Below are 18,342 nucleotides of genomic sequence, written 5' to 3'. Positions count from 1 at the left end.
GCGACGGCGCGCCGTGACGCTCAGCGATCCCGGTCGACGCGGCCGAGGTTCTCGGCGATCCGGTCGAGCACGCCGTTCACGAAGGCGCCGCTCTCCTCGCTGCCGTAGCGCTTGGCGAGCTCGACCGCCTCGTCGAGGATGACCGCGCGCGGCACCTCCGGGCGGTTCATGAGCTCCCACGCGCCGAGCCGGAGGACGTTCCGATCGACGCGCGCCATCCGCTCGAGGCGCCAGTTCGTGCTCGCCTTCCGGATCGCCTCGTCCACGGCCGCGAGATCCTCGGCGACCCCGACCACCACCTCGTCCGCGTAGGCGCGTCCCTCGGGATCGCCCGGCGTCTCGCGCCAGAAGGTCGCGACGACGCGGGGCGCCGAGCTCCCACCGGCTTCCACCGCGAACAGCATCTGCAAGGCCGCTTCGCGGCCGGTAGAGCGCGCACCCATCTCTCAGAACCTTCGTTTACAGGCCAGCGGTGTCCAGCGCGGCGCCGAGCGCGAGCATCTCGATCGCGCTGACGGCGGCCTCCCACCCCTTATTGCCATGCTTCGTGCCTGCCCGCTCGACCGCTTGCTCGATCGAGTCGGTCGTGAGCACCCCGAACGTGACCGGCACCCCGGTCTGGAGCGACACGGTCGCGATCCCCTTCGTGACCTCGGCCGCCACGTAGTCGAAATGCGGCGTCGAGCCCCGGATCACCGCGCCCAGCGTGATGATCGCGTCGACGCTCTTCTTGTGCGCGAGCCTCCCCACGACGGTGGGCATCTCCCACGCGCCCGGGACGCGCACGATCGACGTCCGACCGAGCGCGCCGCCGTGCCGGGCGATGGCGTCGAGCGCGCCCTCGACCAGGCGGTCGACGATGAAGTGGTTGAAGCGGCTCGCCACGAGCGCGAAGCGCGCCCCCGGCGGGACCACCAGGTTCCCTTCGATCACCCTCGCCTGTGCCTGCCCGACCGCTTGCTCTGCCATCCGCCGTTCCTCTCTCCTGCAGCGCGGGATGCGCGATCGCCGCGATCGCGATCCTGTCCGAGCGTCCTTTTACCAGCGAACGAGCGCGCCCGTCTGTCAGGCTTCGCCCTTCATCGAGACGAGCGGCACCCGCTCGATCACGGTGAGCCCGTACCCGGTGATCCCTGCGATCTTCGGCTGGCTGTTCGTGAGGAGCCGGATCTGGTGCACCCCGAGGTCCGCGAGGACCTGCGCGCCGAGGCCAAACTCCCGCAGCGTCCACGGCTGCTGCGTCTTCACGACGGGGAGCACCTCGTCGGAGCCCGAGCCCTTCAGCAGCTCCAGCTCGCGGCCCAGGTCCCCGCGCGACGGGATGTAGACGACCACCCCGACGCCGGCGCTCTCGATCGCGAGGAGCGCCTCGCGCAGGTTCGAGCCGCCGTCGAGGGGCGTCGAGCTGAAGAGGTCCGCGATGGTCGACCCGGAGTGCACGCGGCACAGGATGGGGTCCGGCGTCGCCACCGCGCCCTTGGTCAGCGCGAGGAACTGCCGCTGCTCGTTGATCACCTCGTAGACGTACACGGTCCACTCGGTGCCCGTCAGGTCGAGCCGCAGCGTCCGCTCGCCCACGCAGCGGACCAGCCGCTCGGTCTGGAGCCGGTACTGGATGAGGTCCGCCACCGTCACGATCAGCAGGCCGTGCTTCGCGGCGAACACCTCGAGATCCCGCATGCGGGCCATGCTGCCGTCGTCGTTCATGATCTCGCAGATCACGCCCGCCGGCCGGAGCCCGGCGAGGCGCGCGAGATCCACGGACCCCTCGGTCTGCCCCGTCCGCACGAGCACGCCCCCGCGGCGCGCCTTCAGCGGAAACACGTGCCCCGGCGTGACGAGGTCCTCGGGCGCGGCGTCGCGCGCGATCGCGACCCGGATCGTGTGCGCGCGATCGGCGGCGCTGATCCCCGTCGTCACCCCGGCGCGCGCCTCGATGCTGACGGTGAAGGCGGTGCCGAGCGGCGGTCCGCTCCGCCCTGGCGCGGACATCATCGGCAGCTCGAGGCGCGCGACCTGCTCCTCGTCGAGGGCGAGGCAGATGAGCCCGCGCCCGTGCATCGCCATGAAGTTGATCGCCTCGGGGGTGACCGCCTCCGCGGCCATGCAGAGATCCCCCTCGTTCTCGCGATCCTCGTCGTCGACGAGGATCACCATCTTGCCCGCGCGGATGTGATCGAGCGCGGTGTTCACCCGGTCGAGGACCGCTTTGTCGATGGTCAGCCGATGAGGCATCGGGCCCCCGGAGGTCATGTCCTGGTCGAGCCTGCCGCTCGAGGCGGCTGACACAGCCTCACCAGAATCCCCCCGCGCGCAGCTTTGCGAGGAGTCGTTCGTCGTGATCCGCATGCTCTCCCGTATTTCCACGCTCTTCGTCGCGCTCGGCGGAGGTATCGCCGCCGAGCGCGTCTTGGCTCGTGCGGCCCTTCGCGCTGGCGAGCGACGCGACCTCGAGCGCCCGCGCCACGTAGCGCGCGAGCACGTCAACTTCAAGGTTGACGGCCGCGCCGGGGCGGAGCTCTCCGAGGAGAGTCCGGCCGATGGTGTGCGGCACCAGCATCACCTCGAACCAGATCTCGGCGGCGCCCGGCGTGGACACGGCGTTGAGCGTGAGGCTCGCGCCGTCGACGGCGATCGAGCCCTTGGGAGCGAGGTACGGCGCGAGCTCGTGCGGGGCGCTCACCCGGAGGCGGATCGCGTCGCCGGCCCGCGCGTGCTCGACGACGCGGCCGAGCCCGTCGACGTGGCCCAGCACCACGTGCCCCCCCATCCGCGCGCCGAGCGGCGTCGCGCGCTCGAGGTGGACGCGCGCGCCCACCGGCAGCGCGCCGAGCGTGGTGCGGCCGAGGGTCTCGGCGGACATGTCGCACTCGAAGCCGCCGGGCGCGATGCGATCGACCGTGAGGCAGGCGCCGTTCACGCTCACCGACTCGCCGAGCGTCAGCGGCCCGAGGCTCGCCTCGACGAGCGCGCGGGCCACGGCGCCGCCGCTCCGGCGGCGGAGGACCCCGATCGTCTCGACAAGCCCGGTGAACATCGCCGACGCCCCTCTGCCTAGCCCTTCGAGGTGCGGTGCCCCTGGCTGGTCAGGAGCTTGTCGATGAGCCCCTGCGAGTAGCCCGACAGCTCGGTGAAGACGACGCCCATCCCCTGCGGATCGTCGTGCACGCGCACGACCTCGCCGACGCCCTCGATCGTCTCGATGTCGTCCATGATCACGGTGAACCGCAGGTTCACCTTCGTCCCGACGGCGAGCGGCGTCTTCGAGCGCACGAACACGCCGGTCCGCGAGATGTTCGTCACGTACTCGTTGATGAACGCGTCGTAGGACTCGAACTCCTTGTTGATGGTGACGCGCTCTTCCTTGCGCCCCGTCTTCGCGTCGCTGCTCTCCGGAGAACCCTGATCGTCCACCATGACGCCTTACCTGCCTTGCAGATCGAACTGCTCGAGGTGGTACTCCTTCCGGGGCACGAGATCGATCCGGCGCTGGAACAGCCGCTCCGCCTCTTGCACGGCGATGCGCTCGTCGTTCTTCAGTAGGTCGATCACGGCCGGGTGCGCGTTGACCACGACCGAGTAGCCGGGCAGGTTCATCCGCTCGCGCCGTATCTGCCGCAGGATCTCGTAAGCGACGGTCTGCTTGGATTGCAGCTGGCCCGTCCCGTCGCAGTAGAAGCACGGCTCGAGGATCGTCCGCCCGAGGCTCTCGCGCGTCCGCTTCCGGGTCATCTCGATGAGGCCCAGATCGGAGATCCGGTTCAGCGTGGTCTTCGCCTTGTCCCTGGAGAGCAGCTCCTCGAGGCGGCGCCGCACCTTTTCCCGGTTCTGGGCGCGCTCCATGTCGATGAGGTCGAGGATGATGAGCCCGCCGATGTTGCGGAACCGGAGCTGGTAGGCGATCTCTTCGACCGCCTCCAGGTTCGTCGTCAGGATCGTCTCCTCGAGATCCTTCGACCCCTTGCCGACGAACCGCCCTGTGTTCACGTCGATCGCGGTGAGCGCCTCGGCCTGGTCGATGATCAGGTGCCCGCCCGAGGGCAGCGGGACCTTCCGCGACAGCGCGCGCTGGATCTCGTCCTCGATCCCGTACGCGTCGAAGATCGGCTCCGTCCCCTCGTAGAGCTCCACCGCGTCGGCGCGCTCGGGCATGAACATCTCGACGAAGCGCCGCAGCCGGATGTACTCCTCGCGGTCGTCGATCACGATCTTCTCGATGTCGTCGGTGAAGAGGTCGCGGGCGGTCTTCAGCACGAGGTCGAGCTCGGTGTAGAGCACCGCGGGCGCCCTCACGCCGCTCTCCCGCTTCTTCGCCACCTCGCCCCAGAGGCGCACGAGGTAGCCGACGTCGGCCTTGAGCTGCTTCTTCGTGAGGCCCTCGGCGAGCGTGCGCACGATGAGCCCGCCCTGCGGAGGCTTCATCGCCTCGATGGCGTCCCGCAGCCGGGATCGCTCCTTTTCCGAGCCGATGCGCTTGGAGATCCCGATGTGATCGACCGTCGGCAGGTACACGACATAGCGGCCGGGCAGCGAGATGTGGCTCGTGACCCGGGCGCCCTTCGTCCCGATCGGCTCCTTCGAGACCTGGACGATGACCTCCTGCCCTTCGCGGACGACCTCGCGGATCGGCGTCGACTTCGAGATCCGCGGCGGCTCGTTCTGCCAGCTGCGTGAGCTCTGCTGGCCCCGCGCCGCGCTCTTGCCCTTGCCGTCCCGCGACTGCTCGCGCCCGCGCTCTCGCGTCCGCTGCTCGCGCCCGCGTTGCTCGCGATCGCGCCCCTCGCGTCCGCCCTGCTGTCCTTTGCCGCCCCGGTCGCGCCCTTCGCGCGGCGCCTCGCGCCCTTCGCGCGGGGCCTGGCGCCCCTCGCGCGGCGCCTCGCGGCCTTCGCGCGGGGCCTGGCGTCCTTCGCGCGGCGCCTCGCGGCCTTCGCGCGGCGCCTCGCGGCCTTCGCGCGGCGCCTCGCGGCCTTCGCGCGCTTCCGCGGGGGCAGCCTCCGCGAGCGCGGCGCCGCCCTCGAGGTTGGCGCGCCGGTCGCGCGTCCGTCCCGATCGGCGCACGCGCGCCTCGCGCCGTCCGCGCGCGCGCCCGCTGCGCGCCCGCGCTGCCGGCGGGACGTCATCGCCGGAGGCCGCTGCCGCGGCCTCCGGGACCGGCGGCGCGCTCGCCTCCTCTCCGGCCGGCCAGTCGCCGGCGGCGCCGTGCGCGGCGGGCTCATCCGGTGCGCTCGCCTCCTGCGCTCCCGTCTCGCCGCTGTCCGCGGTGTTGCTCAGCGCTTCCGGATGCTCCTCGGCCGCGCTCCACGCGTCCGCGGCATCCTCCGGAGGCGGGGAGGCAGGCTCGACGTCGTAGCCGGGCGCGTCGAGCTCGTCGTCGTCCTCGATGCTCGCCTCGTCGGGGCCGGATTCCTCGTCGCTGGCCTCGTCGGCGTCGCTGCCTCCTCCTGGCGCGACCAGCTCCTCGTCGTCGTCGTCCGCGCCGTCGTGCTCGTGCCCGTCGTCGATCTCCGGCTCCGAGTCGTCGGCCTCGTCGAGCGCCACCATCGTCCCCACGCCGGCGAACGCCTGGCCGGAGGGGCTTCCGAGCACATCGAGCGCCGTGGGCAGCTCGATCGGCACGTCGCTCCCTTCGTCGAGCGAGCCGCCGGCATCGACGGAGCCGCCGGCATCGAACCCTTCTTCCGCCCCGAAGTCCGCTCCTTCCCGGAGCTCGTGTCGTCCGGGCGTCAGGTCGGGGCTCTCGGGCGCGGCTTCTGCGCCCGATAGCTCATGCACCTCGCTTTCGTCAGGTCTAGGCGCCTCGCTGCCACGCGCGGCGCGGCCTCGCGAGGAGGCGCGCTCTTCCTCGACAGTCCGGCGGTGCCCGGCCAGGTACGCCTCGAAATCGTCGGGCCGGATGAGGTCCTCGACGTGCAGGAAGGCTGCTCGCTCGAGCCCCACGTCGATGAACGCGGCCTGCATTCCGGGCAAAACGCGGCTGACTTTGCCGAGGTAGATGTTTCCGAGCGTCCCCTTGGAGCTCTCCCGCTCGAGATGCAGCTCAGCGATGATCCCGTTTTCGATCAGCGCGACGCGTGTCTCGCGGATGTCCACATTGATGACGAGAAGGTTCTTTCCCATGTCGGATGCCGCACATCGGCGGCGCCGCCAAGCGTTACCACGGGTTGCCCGGCCCATGAAGGCGCAACCCGGAGTATGCTGCGCGATTGGGGGCCCGGGACCGGAGGTCGCCGAGGCAGGCCGGCCGCCAGCGCGTGAGCTACCTCGCGTCTCCGCCGCTCTGCCTCGGCGGCGCCCGGCGGCGCCGAGGCCTGGCCCGCGGACCGGCGGCGCCTGCCGCTGGGCCAAGGCCCTGGTCGGGAGCGCCGGGTCGAGGCGCCCGCACGGCGGCGAGGGCGCGCGCTGGGGCGACCTCCCTCAGGAGGCGCTCCCCGCCCTCGCTCGGGACCCGAACCGCCCCGTTCCCTTGCCCCCGCTGGCACGCCGCCGCTTCCGTGCTGCTCCGGAGCCGCCGGTGTCGTGCCCCGCGCCGCCCTGCGCCGGCTGCCGCGCCGCGACGGCTGGCGCGGGCGAGCCGTGCGTCGCGGTTCGGCCCGCATAAAGGCCGAAGGGGGCGGCCATCTGGCGCCCCCTTCGGAGATGCGCTGCTGTTGTCAGGAGCTCACAGGCCACATACCGGCTCTCCGGCGGCATCGCAGCTCTCGGCGCACTCCTCGCAAACAGTGCACGTGATGAGGGCGTCGTAGGCCTGGACCCCGGCCGCGTTGTCCGTGCGGCACGTCTCGATGCACGTGGCCGGGTCTTCCTCCGCGGCGCAGTCAGCGATACACACCACCACGTCAATACAATCCTCGCTGTCCACGCAGCCCTGGTGGACCTCTTTGCACGGCCCATCGGCGGCGCACTTGTAGCAGGCCGTATTCGTGTCGCGGCCGCACGTGTCCTCGGTGTCATCACAGGTCGGGGTACCCGTCGAGGAAGTGCTCGTGGCGCTCGCGCCTCCTTCTCCGCCGGCGCCGCCGCCGCCGCTGGCGCCATTGCCGCCGTTGCCGCCGTTGCCGCCGTTGCCGCCGTTGCCGCCGCCAGAGCTGCTGCTCCCGCTGCTGCTGCTGGTGGTGCTGGAGCTCGACGACGTGTTGCCGTCGTCACCGCAAGCCACGAGGGCGCAGCCGGAGATCAAAATCGCAGCGAATACCCAAGATTTCATGCTCAATACCTCCACAGAACCCAACCGACTCTTCATTCGTGTACTCGGCGCCCCCCCAACGCTCGGCATGCCTGCCAAACCACCCGTTTCCTGCGACCGGCCCCCGGGTGCACCTGTGCAGATCGTCGGTCAGAGAGAAGCATCGCGCGTGGAGTTCAAAGAAAAACAGCCACGCAAGTCGTTTCTACACGCTCGGGATCGGCCGCGCAACGGCGTCGCTCGCCCCAGCACCCACCTGCCGTGGCGCTCTAAGCGGTTTGCTCGCTGATCTCTCCCGGAGCACGGCTCTCGCGGGCTCCCAGCTGCCGCAAAATTCTGCTAAAGCGGGATGTTTCCGTGCTTCTTCGGTGGGTTCTTGTCCCGCTTGTCGCGCAGGAGGTCGAGGGCCGAGCCAGTCGAGTGCGGAGCATGCGCGGGTAGATCACCTCGTCTATGAAGCCGAGCTCGGCCGCCTTGCACGGGGTGGCGAATTTCGCCTTGTCGTCGCCGACGAAGCGTGCGCGGGCGGCGGCCGGGTCGTCCGCTCGCTGGATCTCGCTGCGATACACGATGCTCACCGCGCCTTGCGGGACCATGACCGCGAGCTCGGCCGTCGGGAACGCGAGGTTGTAATCGACCCCGATGTGCTTGGAGGCGATGACGTCGTAAGCGCCGCCGTGGGCCTTGCGGGTGATCACCGTCGCCTCGGGCACGGTGGCTCCGGCGAACGCATAGAGGAGCTTCGCTCCGTGAGCGATGAATCCCGCCCTATTCCTGGTCGAGCCCCGGGAGGACGCCGGGCACGTCGACGAGCGTGACGAGCGGGACAGTGAAGCAGTCGCAGGAGCGGACGAAGCGCGCCGCCTTGATGCTCGCCTCGATGTCGAGGCAGCCGGCGAGCACCTGGGGCTGGTTCGCGACCACCCCGATGGGCGCGCCCCGATCCGGGCGAACCCGACCACGATGTTCTGCGCAAAGCGCTCGTGGATCTCGAGGCGGCGGCCGTCGTCGGCCACGGCGCCCCACCATGGCCCCCGGAGGGATCGAAATCCCGCCGCGCGCGACCGCGCGACGCCATGGCAGGGCGACCACCTCTTGCAGCCTGTACGACAAGGGAGCGAGGCCGGTGGAAACGTGCGAACCGTGCGAACCGTGCGAACCGTGCGAACCGTGCGAGGCGCGCGAAACATGCGAACCGTGCGAAACATGCGAAACATGCGAAACGCGCGCGACCTGGAGACGTGGGGACGTGCGAGGCGCGCGGGACCTGCGACGAAAAATGACCGCGGTCCTTGAGCGGCTCCGCCCTACTCTCTTGCATGGGCGAGGGGACACCACGTACGCTGAGCGGCGCTCAGCTGCCGATGGTAAATGCAGGAATTCCCGATACGTAGACCATCTGAAGACCGGGACGCGGGGGCCGCCATCGCCGCTGCGGACCCGCCGCGCCGCGACTTCGAACGGGGCAGCTCGGGCCGGCGTGGCAGCAGAGCGGTCGCGTGCCACGGCAACTGACGTGCGGCGCCTCGTGAGATGCGCGCGGAACAGCGTCACCGGCAGCCCTCGATCGTTCGCGGGAGCGCCACGCGCTCCTGGCTCGCGGCGCCTTGCGCTCGACGGCCTCAGCGTGGCCTTCCGCCTCGCGTCGCGGGGTGAGATCGTTTCGGACGAGAGGTCGCTCGAGTGAAGCTCGCTCAGACTCGTGAGGCTCGTGCCCTGGCCGTCGCCGCCGTGGCGCGAGGGCTCATCGAGCCCAACGCCCTTTGGGATATGGCTTGCCGATGGACCCTCGGCGGCGCGTCGACGCCCCAGGAGCTCTTCGAGGGGATCCTCACGCCCGAGCAGCTGGCGGCGCTGCCGGAGCTGCTCGCGCAGGAGGGCCGCAGCCCGCCCGCCGCGCGCGCCCCCTCGCCGCAGAGCGAGGACCAGGACGCGCTGCGCTTCGACACGCAGCGGGAGATCGACCTGCCCGGAGAGGACGTCGGGGCCGATTTCCCGACGCTCGCGACCTCCGCCACGCGCGCCGTGAACTCCGGCGGCACCCGGTACGAGGTGGGCGAGGCGCTCGGGGCCGGCGGCGCCGGGAAGGTGGTGAAGGCGCGCGACCGGGAGATCGGGCGCGTGGTCGCGCTGAAGACCTTGAAGCCGGGGGCCGAGGAGGACTCCGCGGTAGGCAACCGCTTCCGGACCGAGGCGCGGATCACGGCCCAGCTCGAGCACCCGAACATCATCCCGGTCTATGACCTCGGCACGCTGCCGAACGGTCAGCCGTACTACTCCATGCGGGTCGTCAAGCGGCAGAGCCTGCAGAACGTGCTGACGAACCCCGAGCTCCGCAGGCAATGGCCGCTCGTCCGGCTCATCGGCGCGTTCGTGCAGATCTCCCGGGCGCTGGCCTACGCGCACCGGCGAGGCGTCGCCCACCGCGACATCAAGCCGGAGAACGTGCTGCTCGGCGACTACGGCGAGGTCTACCTGGGCGACTGGGGCAACGCGAAGCTGCTCGCGAGGGCGGAGGTGAGCGAGCCGATCTCCGTCGATCCGAGCGGGCAGGACTTCGGCCGCAGGCGGCACGAGGCGATCGCGAGCGCGCTCTCGGGCACGCCCGGCTACATCGCGCCCGAGCAGATCCGAGGGGACCACGCGCGGATCGATCACCGCGCGGACATCTTCGCGCTCGGCGTGGTGCTCTACGAGATCCTCACCGGCGAGCACCCGTTCGACGCGCCGACCGTCCTCGCCGTGATCCTCGCGACGCAGACGCGCGACCCCAGGCCGCCGCGCTCGATCGCGCCGAGCTGCCCGCTGCTGCTCGAGGACCTCTGCCTGGCGATGCTCGCGAAGGATCCCGATCAGCGCCCGCCGACCGCCGACCGCGTCGCGGCGGAGGCGGAGGCGTTCCTCGAGGGCGCCAAGGAGCGGATGCGCCGCCGCGAGGAGGCCATCAAGCTCTGTGAGCTCGCCAAGGCCCCGCTCGAGCGTGACCGGCGGCTCGACGGCGAGCGCGAGCGGCTCGTCGAGGAGGCGCGGCGGCTGCTCAAGGACGTGAAGGAGTACGAGGCGATCGAGCGCAAGCGGGCGGGGTGGCAGCTCGAGGACAGGGCCGCCGGGGTCGAGCGCGAGCAGGCGCGCGCCGCGGCGGAGGCGATCGATCTCTACACGAAGGCGCTGGCGTACGATCCGGACCTGGTCGAGGCGCGCGCAGGGCTCGCGGACCTCTACTGGTCGCGCGCGGTGCGGGCGGACCAGGAGCACCAGCACGCGGCGCGCATCTACCACGAGGCGCTCGTGGCGGAGTTCGACGTGGGCCGCTACGCCGCGCTGCTCACCGCCGATTCGGTCCTCTCGTTCGACTCGTCGCCGCCCGGCGCGAGCGTCGTCGCGTACCGATACGTCGAGAAGGATCGCATCCTCGTGGCGAGCGACGAGCGCGCGCTCGGCCGCACCCCGCTCCGCGAGGTGCACCTCAAGCCGGGCAGCTACCTCTTCATCCTGAAGCGCGCCGGCTGCCGGGACGTGCGCTACCCGCTGCTGCTCAAGCGCGGCACCCACCACCGCGTCGAGGTGAACCTCTACACCGACGCGGAGATCGGCGAGGGGTTCGTGTACATCCCGGGGGGGACCTTCATCGCCGGCGGCGACGCGCAGGCCGACGATCCGCTCCGCCGCGCCGAGCTCCACGTCCCCGACGTCGCGATCGCGAAGTTCCCCGTCACCTTCCGCGAGTATTGCGAGTTCCTGAACGAGCTCGAGACGCGCGATCTCGATCTCGCCCTCAAGCGCGCGCCGCACGGGACGCGCGGCTCCGAGGGCTACGTCGCGCGGCCCGCCAGCAGCGGCGGCTGGGAGCCGTTGCCCAGCGTGGTCGAGGGCGACGCGCAGAAGCGGTTCCCGGCGGAGGAAGGGCACCTCTGGAACCTGCCGGTCATCCTCATCGACTGGTTCGACGCCGTGGCCTACTGCCGTTTCCGGAGCGAGCGCGACGGGATCGAGATCCGACTGCCCACCGAGCTGGAGTGGGAGAAGGCGGCGCGCGGAACCGACGGCCGGTTCTACCCGTGGGGAGATCACTTCGACCCGACGTTCTGCCTGATGCGCTCGTCGCGGCCGTTCCTGGCGCAGCCAGAGCCGGTAGGGACCTTTCCCATCGACACCTCGCCCTACGGCGTGCGCGACATGGCGGGCGGCGTGCGCGAGTGGGTCGCCGACGTGAACGGCGAGAGATCGTGGGCGGAGACGTCGGGCGAGCTCGAATCGGTCGCCGACGCTGGCGGGGACGCGCCGCCGTGGCGCATCGCCCGCTCCGGGAGCTGGGCCGCGGACTCGCAGCAGTGCAGGAGCGCGTCGCGCACCCGCTTCTTCGGGATCGCGCGGGCGCTGAACCTGTCGTTCCGGGTCGCGAAGCCGCTCTCGCGGGGCCCGGGTCGCTGAGCGGGCGGCTCAGCCGCCAGACCCCGCCGGGGGGTCGACGTACTCGACCTCGACGCCGCGGTGCGTGCGGAGGACGGTGCGCCCCGGCCGACGGTCGACGACGTACTCGGGCCCGATGGGCACCTTGCCCATCCCGCCGGGCGTATCCACGATCAGCTTCGGCAGCGCGATGCCGGTGAGCCGGCCCTGGAGCTGCTCCATGAGGGAGACGCCGGTCGCGAGCGGCGTGCGCAGGTGCGCCGTGCCGCGCACGGGGTCCATCTGGAGCAGGTAATAGGGGCGCACCCGCCAGCGCACGAGACCCCGGAAGAGCGTGGCCAGCGTCGTCGCGTCGTCGTTGATGCCGCGCAGCAGCACGGTCTGGTTCATGACGGGGAAGCCGTGATCCGCGAGGCGCTTGCACGCGCGCTCGGCGGCGGGCGTGAGCTCCTTCGGGTGGTTGAAGTGCGTCATCACCCAGAGCGGGTGATACGGCTTGAGCGCGCGCACGAGCTCCGCGGTGATCCGCTGCGGCAGCGTGACCGGCACGCGCGTGGCGAGTCGGATCGTCTCCACGCTCTGGATCTGCCGCAGCCGAGCGATGAGCCGCACGACGCGGTCCGTCGAGACGGCGAGCGGATCACCGCCGCTCACGATGACATCGCGCACTTCCGGGTGCGCCTCGAGGTACGCCATCGCCGGCGCAAGGCGCTCGAGCGCCACCGCGCCGCCGCCGTCGCCGACCATGCGTGATCGGGTGCAGAAGCGGCAGTAGACGGCGCAGCGGTCGGTCGCGAGGAGCAGCGCGCGATCCGGGTACCGCTGCACGAGGTGGGGGGCGACCTCGTGCGCGACCTCGCCGAGGGGGTCGACCAGATCGCCGGGCACCTCGGCGGACTCGTCGGCGAGCGGCACGCACTGCCGGCGGATCGGGCACGCCGGATCGGCGTTGTCGCAGAGGCTCAGGTAATAGGGGGTGACGCGGATGGGCAGCCCCGCCTTTTCGGCGCGCCTGGCGCCAGCGAGCTCCTCCGGCGTCAGCGACAGGGCCCCGTGGAGCTCATCGGCGCTCGAGAGCGCGTGACGCAGCTGCCAAGTCCAGTCGCTCTTCCGCGTCTTCACGCGGGCCGGTTGCGCTCCCTGCTGCGCGCTCGCGGCGAGCGGCCCCGGTCGCTCCGGCAGCGCGGCGGCGCGGGTGTTCGCGCCTTCCTCGCCGGGTCGCCGGGCGAGCCGCGCGGCGGCGACGAGCTCGCTACTTGCCCGCATCGCTCGACGGCGCCGCGGCAGCGCCGGACCGCTCCGGCTGTGGCGTGAGGGGCTTCGCGGGATCGGGCTGCGCCGCGCTCCCGGTCCCCATGAGCTGCGCCGGCAGCTTGACCGAGGAGAGCGCCGCCTCGTTGATCTCGACGGGGAACTTCTTCCGCAGCTCGTCCTCGAGAGCGCGCTCCTGGTCCTGCATCTTCTGCTGCAGGAGCGCGACCCGGATCGAGCGTTCGGCCTCCGCGAACTCGCGCCGGTGGCCGCCGGTGAGCCCGTTCAGGCGGACGATGAAGAACCGTCCGTCGGCCTCGACGAGCTCCTCGCCGACCGCGCCCACGCCGCCGATGCGAAAGGCGGCCGCGCGGACCGGCTCTGGGACGCGGGGGTGGGCGCCGCGCGGATCGCCGGGCGGGCTGACGATGCCGAGCTCTCCGGCGAGATCGAGCGGGGGGGCCGCGCTCTTGTCCTTCGGCGCCGTGAGCGAGTGCTTGAAAAAGAGCTCACCCCACGCGCTGCTGCTCCCGGCCTTCTGCGCCTCCTTGAGGACCTTCTCCCCGAGCGCTCGGTCGCCGACGACGATGGCGGCTACGCGCCTGCGCTCGGGCTCGCTGAACTTGTCGGCGTTCGCCTCGTAGTACGCGCGCACCTCGGACGCCGGGATGTCGGCCGGCGCGGGCAGGCCCTTTCGCGCCCGGGCGATCATCGCCTCGCGGAGGATCTGCCGGATCGTGTCCTCGACCGCGGGGTCCTTGTCGAGGCCTCGGCGCCGGGCTTCCAGCGCGAGCAGCTCCGCGTCGATGAGCTCGCTGAGCAGCTCGCGGCGCCGCTCCTTCGTCTGGTACCGGAGCCGATCGAACTGGTCCATTCGCTCCAGCGTCCTGCCGAAGTCGCCCAGCGTGATCACCCTGTCCCCGACCTTCGCGAGCACGCGCGCCGACTGCTCGGCGGTGAGGCCGAAGACCGGATCTCCCGCGTCCGAGGGGACCTGGAGGGCGGGCTCGTCGCAGCCCGCGACGAGCGCGACGAGCGAGATGGCGAGCAGGGGTCGGCGCACCGGAGCTCGGGTCATTGCTGGCTCGGTGTCTAGCACGGTTTCCGCGTGGCTCGAGGTCGCAGCGCCTCGTTCGGGCTGGCGCGTCGGCGGACGCCTCGGATCGTCGCGCGCGCTGAGCGCTCGAACGCGCGCTCAGTCGACGATCGTGCCGATCTCTTCGCCCCTGCAGACGCGGAGGATGTTGCCGCGGGTCATGAGCTTGAACACCCGGATGGGCATCTTGTTCTCGCGGCAGAGCGTGACCGCCGTCGAGTCCATGACCCCGATCCTGTCGGCGAGGAAACGGTCGTAGCTCAGGTGCGCGAACATCTGCGCGCCTTCGTGGCGCACGGGATCGCGGTCGTAGATGCCTTCGACCTTGGTCGCCTTGAACAGCGCCTGCGCCTGGATCTCCATGGCCCGCAGCGCTGCCGCGGTGTCGGTCGAGAAGAACGGGTTGCCCGTGCCCGCGGCGAAGATGACGATGCTGCCCTTCTCCAGGTGCCGCATCGCCCTGCGGCGGATGTACGGCTCGGCGACCTGCCGGATCTCGATCGCGGTCATCACGCGCGTCGGCACGCCCGTCTTCTCGAGCGCGTCCTGGAGGGCGAGCGCGTTGATGACGGTGGCGAGCATGCCCATGTAGTCGCTCTGGGAGCGGTCCATCCCCGCGCTCGCGCCCTTCAGCCCGCGGAAGATGTTGCCGCCGCCCACGACGACCCCGATCTGCACCCCCATCCGCTGGAGCTCGGCGACCTCGCCGGCCACGTGGTGGAGCGTCTCGGGACGGATGCCGAACCCCCCTTCCTCGCCGCAGAGCGCTTCGCCGCTCAGCTTGAGGACGATGCGGCGATACTTCAGCCCGGGGGCCGGACGAGGGGGAGGGGGAAGGAGAGAGTCCTGGTCAGCGGCCACGGTGCGACCTCGTAGCCGGGACCTGCGTGGAGGGCAACGAACAACGTGAACCATCGCTCGGGCGAATCGGCAGCGCGCGCCGCAAAAGGAGGAAGAACCAGAAGCAGCAGAGGAAGCAGAGGAAGCTGAGGACGCAGAGGAAGCAGAGGAAGCAGAGGAAACAGACGCGGCAGAGCAGGTAGACCCGCCGGGGCGGCATGTACCTTGCGCTTGCCGGGGCGGGGAGCTAGTCTCGGCTCCCCTATGGCGCGTGTGACTGTGGAAGACTGCCTCGAGCGCGAGGAAAACCGTTTCGCTCTCGTCGTGCTCGCGGCCAACCGGACGCGGCAGCTCATGAAGGGCTCGGACGCTCTCGTGAAGACGAAGAACAAGCCTGCCGTGACCAGCCTCCGAGAGATCGCGGCGGGCAAGGTGCACTTCCACCGGAGCTCCCACGAGGTCGTATCCGAGTGGCTCCAGCAGATGAACGCTGGCGGCCAGCGCTGATGCCGCATCGGAAGGGCGCGCGTCCGGTGATGCGCGCCTCCGTTGGGGCTCCGTTCCGCAGCTCGCTCCCGTCACCGTGCCAGCGCTGCGCTTGATCTGTTGCCTCGCATGAGCGGGATGGCCACAGGGCGGCCGGCGCGCGTTTCGGCTTCCGGCCAGCGTCGCGATCCGGAGCTCGAAGCAGGGACGTCGGCCCACTACGAGGATCCGGCGTACTACGCGAAGACGTACGCGCGCCGGAAGGATGACGTCCGCTACTACGTCGACCTCGCCGTCGCGTCTGCGGGGCCGGTGCTCGAGTACGGCTGCGGTAACGGGCGGATCACGCTGCCTGTCGCGAGGGCGGGGGTCCAGATCACCGGCGTGGACCTGTCCGCGCCGATGCTCGGCGATCTGCGCGCGCAGCTGGGGCGCGAGCCGCGCGGTGTCTCCTCGCGCGTGAGCCTCCGGCGGGGCGACATGCGGGCGCTGCGGCTAGGGCGCCGCTTTCCGCTCGTGATCTGCCCGTTCAACGCCTTCTTGCACCTGTACACGCGCGTGGATGTGGAGCGGTTCCTCGCGCGAGCGCGCGAGCATCTGACGCCGAAGGGCGAGCTCGTCTTCGACGTTTCCATGCCCGAGCCGGCAGAGCTCGCGCGAGATCCGGATCGCGCCTATGCCACGCCGCGGTTCCGGTACCCCACGAAGGATGGCCCTGGCGAGTTCGTCCGGTACACGGAGCGGTTCGACTACGACAAGGTCCGACAGATCCTGTTCGTGTCCATGGAGTTCTCGCCCGTCGACGGCGGTGAGCGCTGGATGACGCCGCTCGCCCATCGTCAGTTCTACCCGCAGGAGCTCGAAGCCTTGCTCCACTACAACGGCTTCGAGCTCACGGAGCTCCGCAGCGATTTTTCCGCGGAGCCGCCCGACAACCAGACGAGCATGCTGCTCTATCATTGCCGGCCACGCCGTTCTGCCAGGGCTCGCCGCCCTGGACATGACGGGAGCCGCTGAAGGGGCGCGGCACCGGCGCGCAAACGCCTGGCCCGGCTGCGCCTCGCGCCGCCCTGAGGCCTCAGGCCATGCGCGAGGTGTCCGCGCACGAGCGCGCGCATGCCCCTGGGTCCTGCCGCACCGGGCGTGCGCCAGGTGCCGCCGTTGCCCGGAGTCTCAGACCCCGATGTAGAGGCGGTGGGCGAAGTTGCGCTCGAGCTTGGCGCGCAGCACCTTCTCCGCCGCTGTCTCGATATCGTACTCGACGCGCTTGAACTCGAAGCGCTTCGTGTCGCTGTCGTAGACCGTGTAGCTCGCGCGGTTGTCGTAGTCCCGCGGCTGCCCCACCGAGCCGACGCTCACGATGTACTTGCGACCCTGCTCCAGCTGGAAGTCCACCGCAGGGAGCTCCTCGACGCTGTTCGGTGTGAGCGCGAACACCTTGCAGAGGTGGGAGTGGCCGATCAGCGTGATGTGACCGAGCTCGTTCCACATCGGGAGGCACTCGCGCGCCTGCTCGGGGGCGAAGATGTACTCGAACTCTTCGAGCCGGACGGGCGAGCCATGGCAGAGGTCGACGTTGATGTCCGTCAACTTCTCCTGGTACGTCAGGCTCCGGAGCCAGGCCGCGTTCTCGGAGGACAGCATCGCTGCGTGGGTGTCCAGCGCCTGCCGGGCGGCCTCGTAGTAATACGAGTAATCCATCCGACCCGCGACGGCCGCGTCGTGGTTGCCGAGGATCGTCTTCTTGGCCACCTTGCGGACGAGATCGGCGCACTCGTTCGGCGAACCGCCGTAGCCGACCGTATCCCCGAGGCAGTAGTAAACGTCGATACGTTCGTGGCGGTAGGACTCGAGCACAGCGCTGAGCGCCTCGTAGTTGGCGTGCGTATCGCTGAAAATCCCGAGTCTCATTTCGACGCGAGGGCGGAGCTTAGCACGAAGGCCTCGACTTCCGTTAGGAATTCAAACCTGGATCCACGGATGGGCCGGTAGGACCGGCACCGAGCTTCGTCGGCTCGTTGGCGTTGTGTCGGCTGGCCCGTTGGTTCCGCTCGCTCCGGCGGTTCCGCTGGCTCCGGCGGAACCATCGGGCCCGTCGGTTCCGTCGGCTCCGTCGTTCTTGTCAGCTTTGTCGGCTCCGACGGAGCGTGCTTCCGCTGCGCCCGGGGATCTGCAGAGGACGGTCGAGGGCCGGACACAGTCCTTGCGGAGCTTGCCGAGGCGCTCCAAGCACGACCACGTTGACGAGCGGCCACCCGCACCGGAGAAGAATAGCGTGGAGCCCATGAATACCAAACAGAACGGTGCAGGGACGTCTCCGATTTCTGCGGAGCGGCCGGCCGAGTCTGCGCTGTCCGCTGCAGCTGTCGAAGCTGTCGCGCCTTGCGCGCCGCCGCCGTCCACCGTGGAGGATCTCGCCGAGGGGTGCGTGCGGTTTGTGGAGCGCGCCCTCGGCGTACGGCTTGACTATCGGCCGGAGACCTTGCCCGTGCTCGACCACTACCTCGAGCAGGCGCGTGGCGCGACGTCGGAGCGGGTCGAAGCGTTGCCGATGATCGCGCACATGGCAGGCGCTTACTTCGGCGAGGTGATCCGGCGCCGGCACGCGTCGTGGTGGCGCCTGGATGGCGAAGATCCGACCTACTGGCAGGTGCAGTTCGGCTCGGTTTACCTCGCGTTCAGCCCCGTCCTCTTCGTGCGCGAGGCGCTCACGCGCGGACATCGGGCCGACGCCTCGCTCGACCTCGCAGAGGACTCCCTGAGCGGCGATCCGGCGGCGCTGGAGCTGGAGGAAGACGATCGCGAGGCGGTCGCGGCCAGGCTCGCGGAGCTGCCGTCGGTCTCGGAAAACGAGTACTACGCGCCCTCGACGCGGCTCGAGGTGATCGACATCGCCGTGGACGCGATCCGTTCGCGTCGGCTCGAGGCCGGCGAGGATACCGACGCCGCGCTCGAGCCGGGCGACTACGAGCGCGGCGGCGACTGACGCGCGTATCGCGGCGCGCGGTCGGCCCACGCTCGCTCGGCGGGGCCGCGCGGACGTGCTCCGGAAGCGGCGACCGGTGGTATCGTCGCT

The 18,342-nt window shown here is 70.6% G+C and carries 15 protein-coding genes and 1 pseudogene; 4 read left to right on the top strand and 12 right to left on the bottom strand.

Going from position 1 to position 18,342, the window contains the following annotated elements; translation table 11 throughout:
• Nucleotides 1–20: 20 nt before the first annotated feature.
• The 8 genes and pseudogenes from nusB to WMF34_RS36880 all read right to left on the bottom strand — a co-directional run.
• Entirely contained in the window at nt 21–443 is a 423-nt protein-coding gene (nusB, locus tag WMF34_RS36915; protein WP_012239877.1) for a transcription antitermination factor NusB, read from the bottom strand.
• Nucleotides 444–459: 16 nt separating this feature from the next.
• Nucleotides 460–969: a 6,7-dimethyl-8-ribityllumazine synthase gene (gene ribH / locus WMF34_RS36910; protein ID WP_044966696.1), complete on the bottom strand. Its 510-nt coding sequence runs from the start codon at nt 967–969 to the stop codon at nt 460–462.
• A gap of 96 nt (nt 970–1,065) precedes the next feature.
• Nucleotides 1,066–2,235, bottom strand: a complete 1,170-nt coding sequence (ribB, locus tag WMF34_RS36905; RefSeq protein ID WP_437990753.1) for a 3,4-dihydroxy-2-butanone-4-phosphate synthase — start codon at nt 2,233–2,235, stop codon at nt 1,066–1,068.
• 58 nt (nt 2,236–2,293) lie between these two features.
• Nucleotides 2,294–3,037, bottom strand: a complete 744-nt coding sequence (locus WMF34_RS36900) for a riboflavin synthase (protein WP_012239874.1) — start codon at nt 3,035–3,037, stop codon at nt 2,294–2,296.
• Between the two features lie 17 nt (nt 3,038–3,054).
• Complete coding sequence (locus WMF34_RS36895) at nt 3,055–3,417, bottom strand: PilZ domain-containing protein (RefSeq protein WP_012239873.1); 363 nt, start codon at nt 3,415–3,417, stop codon at nt 3,055–3,057.
• 6 nt (nt 3,418–3,423) lie between these two features.
• On the bottom strand, nt 3,424–6,117 hold the full coding sequence (locus WMF34_RS36890; protein WP_437990752.1) for an Rne/Rng family ribonuclease: 2,694 nt from the start codon (nt 6,115–6,117) through the stop codon (nt 3,424–3,426).
• A gap of 541 nt (nt 6,118–6,658) precedes the next feature.
• On the bottom strand, nt 6,659–7,204 hold the full coding sequence (locus WMF34_RS36885; protein WP_437990751.1) for a hypothetical protein: 546 nt from the start codon (nt 7,202–7,204) through the stop codon (nt 6,659–6,661).
• Nucleotides 7,205–7,522: 318 nt separating this feature from the next.
• A pseudogene (locus WMF34_RS36880) lies at nt 7,523–8,202 on the bottom strand (carboxyl transferase domain-containing protein); the annotation flags it as partial.
• Between the two features lie 751 nt (nt 8,203–8,953).
• Between WMF34_RS36880 and WMF34_RS36875 the strand changes: the two are divergent.
• On the top strand, nt 8,954–11,614 hold the full coding sequence (locus WMF34_RS36875) for a protein kinase domain-containing protein (protein ID WP_437990750.1): 2,661 nt from the start codon (nt 8,954–8,956) through the stop codon (nt 11,612–11,614).
• Between the two features lie 9 nt (nt 11,615–11,623).
• Here the strand turns inward: WMF34_RS36875 and WMF34_RS36870 are convergent, their stop codons facing one another.
• From WMF34_RS36870 to pyrH, 3 genes are all read right to left on the bottom strand, one after another.
• Nucleotides 11,624–12,859: a KamA family radical SAM protein gene (locus WMF34_RS36870; protein WP_012239869.1), complete on the bottom strand. Its 1,236-nt coding sequence runs from the start codon at nt 12,857–12,859 to the stop codon at nt 11,624–11,626.
• Complete coding sequence (locus WMF34_RS36865) at nt 12,846–13,907, bottom strand: peptidylprolyl isomerase (protein WP_437990749.1); 1,062 nt, start codon at nt 13,905–13,907, stop codon at nt 12,846–12,848. The genes WMF34_RS36870 and WMF34_RS36865 overlap by 14 nt, the downstream gene beginning before the upstream one ends.
• A 132-nt stretch (nt 13,908–14,039) precedes the next feature.
• Nucleotides 14,040–14,801: a UMP kinase gene (gene pyrH / locus WMF34_RS36860; RefSeq protein WP_080599110.1), complete on the bottom strand. Its 762-nt coding sequence runs from the start codon at nt 14,799–14,801 to the stop codon at nt 14,040–14,042.
• A 243-nt stretch (nt 14,802–15,044) separates the two neighbouring features.
• Here pyrH and rpoZ point away from each other — a divergent pair, with 243 nt between their 5' ends.
• The gene (gene rpoZ, locus WMF34_RS36855) at nt 15,045–15,287 is read left to right on the top strand and encodes a DNA-directed RNA polymerase subunit omega (protein ID WP_044966694.1); all 243 of its coding nucleotides are present in this window, start codon (nt 15,045–15,047) and stop codon (nt 15,285–15,287) included.
• Nucleotides 15,288–15,404: 117 nt separating this feature from the next.
• Nucleotides 15,405–16,283, top strand: coding sequence for a class I SAM-dependent methyltransferase (locus tag WMF34_RS36850; protein WP_157907172.1), 879 nt, complete (start codon nt 15,405–15,407; stop codon nt 16,281–16,283).
• Between the two features lie 156 nt (nt 16,284–16,439).
• On the opposite strand, the gene WMF34_RS36845 is transcribed toward WMF34_RS36850, so the two are convergent.
• The gene (locus tag WMF34_RS36845) at nt 16,440–17,177 is read right to left on the bottom strand and encodes a metallophosphoesterase family protein (protein WP_012239864.1); all 738 of its coding nucleotides are present in this window, start codon (nt 17,175–17,177) and stop codon (nt 16,440–16,442) included.
• 373 nt (nt 17,178–17,550) lie between these two features.
• Between WMF34_RS36845 and WMF34_RS36840 the strand changes: the two genes are divergently transcribed.
• On the top strand, nt 17,551–18,252 hold the full coding sequence (locus WMF34_RS36840; protein ID WP_437990748.1) for a hypothetical protein: 702 nt from the start codon (nt 17,551–17,553) through the stop codon (nt 18,250–18,252).
• Nucleotides 18,253–18,342: the final 90 nt, after the last annotated feature.

The sequence above is a fragment of the Sorangium sp. So ce145 genome (genome assembly GCF_051525985.1).
GTDB lineage: Bacteria > Myxococcota_A > Polyangia > Polyangiales > Polyangiaceae > Sorangium > Sorangium cellulosum_B.
This window is presented reverse-complemented; position numbering and strand designations above follow the sequence as displayed.

What these genes read in the sequence shown, in the direction of transcription:
- WMF34_RS36900 (WP_012239874.1), bottom strand. Translation starts at nt 3,037, where the DNA reads ATGTTCACCGGGCTTGTCGAGACGATCGGGGTCCTCCGCCGCCGGAGC.
- nusB (WP_012239877.1), bottom strand. Translation starts at nt 443, where the DNA reads ATGGGTGCGCGCTCTACCGGCCGCGAAGCGGCCTTGCAGATGCTGTTC.
- WMF34_RS36875 (WP_437990750.1), top strand. Translation starts at nt 8,954, where the DNA reads ATGGCTTGCCGATGGACCCTCGGCGGCGCGTCGACGCCCCAGGAGCTC.
- WMF34_RS36870 (WP_012239869.1), bottom strand. Translation starts at nt 12,859, where the DNA reads ATGCGGGCAAGTAGCGAGCTCGTCGCCGCCGCGCGGCTCGCCCGGCGA.
- WMF34_RS36885 (WP_437990751.1), bottom strand. Translation starts at nt 7,204, where the DNA reads ATGAAATCTTGGGTATTCGCTGCGATTTTGATCTCCGGCTGCGCCCTC.
- rpoZ (WP_044966694.1), top strand. Translation starts at nt 15,045, where the DNA reads ATGGCGCGTGTGACTGTGGAAGACTGCCTCGAGCGCGAGGAAAACCGT.
- WMF34_RS36845 (WP_012239864.1), bottom strand. Translation starts at nt 17,177, where the DNA reads ATGAGACTCGGGATTTTCAGCGATACGCACGCCAACTACGAGGCGCTC.
- WMF34_RS36895 (WP_012239873.1), bottom strand. Translation starts at nt 3,417, where the DNA reads ATGGTGGACGATCAGGGTTCTCCGGAGAGCAGCGACGCGAAGACGGGG.
- WMF34_RS36840 (WP_437990748.1), top strand. Translation starts at nt 17,551, where the DNA reads ATGAATACCAAACAGAACGGTGCAGGGACGTCTCCGATTTCTGCGGAG.
- WMF34_RS36890 (WP_437990752.1), bottom strand. Translation starts at nt 6,117, where the DNA reads ATGGGAAAGAACCTTCTCGTCATCAATGTGGACATCCGCGAGACACGC.
- ribB (WP_437990753.1), bottom strand. Translation starts at nt 2,235, where the DNA reads ATGCCTCATCGGCTGACCATCGACAAAGCGGTCCTCGACCGGGTGAAC.
- ribH (WP_044966696.1), bottom strand. Translation starts at nt 969, where the DNA reads ATGGCAGAGCAAGCGGTCGGGCAGGCACAGGCGAGGGTGATCGAAGGG.
- WMF34_RS36850 (WP_157907172.1), top strand. Translation starts at nt 15,405, where the DNA reads ATGGCCACAGGGCGGCCGGCGCGCGTTTCGGCTTCCGGCCAGCGTCGC.